Source organism: Haloferax sp. Q22 (assembly GCF_001482285.1).
Classification (GTDB): Archaea; Halobacteriota; Halobacteria; order Halobacteriales; family Haloferacaceae; genus Haloferax.
The window spans coordinates 1-1,403 of sequence record NZ_LOEP01000040.1 but is presented as its reverse complement, the minus strand read 5'-3'; the positions used below and the strand labels follow the sequence as shown (position 1 = coordinate 1,403).

1 protein-coding gene is annotated in these 1,403 nt (G+C 57.2%); it reads right to left on the bottom strand.

The genetic code is table 11. From position 1 onward, the window contains the following. Nucleotides 1-13 precede the first annotated feature (13 nt). Complete coding sequence (locus AM590_RS18135) at nucleotides 14-1,318, bottom strand: IS4 family transposase (protein WP_058828703.1); 1,305 nt, start codon at nucleotides 1,316-1,318, stop codon at nucleotides 14-16. Between the last annotated feature and the right edge of the window lie 85 nt (nucleotides 1,319-1,403).

The window sequence follows — 1,403 nt, the reverse complement described above, 5'->3', positions numbered from 1 at the left end:
CATTGGTCTTTAGCTAAGCCTCAGCAGTCGGTTGGATGGTGGTAGCGAGCTGTTCTCGAAGGATCGGTCGTTGCTTGTGGATCTTCTGAGCGTCTTCGATCAGTCGCTCTAGCAGTGGCGGCGGCGAGTAGGCGAGATAGTCCCTCAGTTCGCGGAGGATGAGCTGGGCGTGCGACCGGAAGGTCGCCGCCCAGCGTTCCGGCGGGAACACGATCCCATCATCAGCGTGCTCTCTGACCAGACCAAGCAAATCACGACTCACGATCAAGGATAACAGCGCTGCGTACAGCAGAATCTCTACGATGTGCTTCTTCGTCGTGTCGAACTCGTCCAGTTCGTACTGTGTCTTGAGTTCTCGGAACAGCAACTCTACCTCCCATCGACATCGGTAGATCATCGCTAGATCGGCCGGGAGAAACTCCTCCCGAGAGAGGTTCGTGATGTACAGATGGTAGTCGTCGGCGTCCTCGTTGCGGACGCCGACGACACGGAACCGTTTCGTATCTCGTGACTGCGTACCCGCGTACTCTCTCCGGTCGAACTCAACCTCGACTTCGACGTCGATGTACTTGCGGGAGAGGTCGTCCACGACGTCGAAGATTTTCTCACCTTCCAAGGGAATGGCGCGGCCGCGCCATTCCCGTAATTCCTCCGTCACAACCGGGTTTGCGCTCTTTTTCAGTCGACTCACGAAGTAGCCGTCGTTCTCGTCGATCAGCGCGAACCGCCGATACTTGAAGTAGGCGAGATCGAAAATCGCTAGCCGTCCTTCTAGCCACGATCCTGTGTTGAACAACGTGCTGTCGTGCGTTTTCTCGTCCGTGATGCTGAAGTGTTCGACCGTCTGGTCGGTGACGTTGTGGAGCAGGTGGAGCTTCGCTCCAGCCTGCTCCTCGTGACGTGCTTTGTACTCTTCGGAGAGCAGCTCGTGCAACCGCAGGACGGTTCCATCAGCAATCATCACATCTCGAAAGCGGTCGAACTCATCAGAGACGGTGTGAGGGACAGCGACCTCGTCGAACCCGTATTCGACGAGGTCGCGGAGGTACTCTGCGAGCGTCGGAGTCAACCGCTGATAGAAGCCTCCCGGAGAGAGCGATTCATCAGCAGTGGAGTTGTAGGTGCGTCTGAAGGCCGCAAGCGTTCGGCTTTCGCCTGCGGCGAAGCCGAACGCGAACGACCAGACGAGTGGTGGGATCTGAAGCTTCCCTTCGCGCTCGACCACGCCGACAGCATCGGCGTGGTCTTCGAGCGCTTCAGAAGGAAGGAGGTTAGTGAGGCGACGTTCAACATCGTGTGAGGAGGCTTCGTTGTACACACTCGTTGCCTCCTCATTCCTTCCGAAAAGTAACACCGATAAGCCGCCGCAGTCATGCGGTTCTTCGCTTAGCTAAAGACGGATG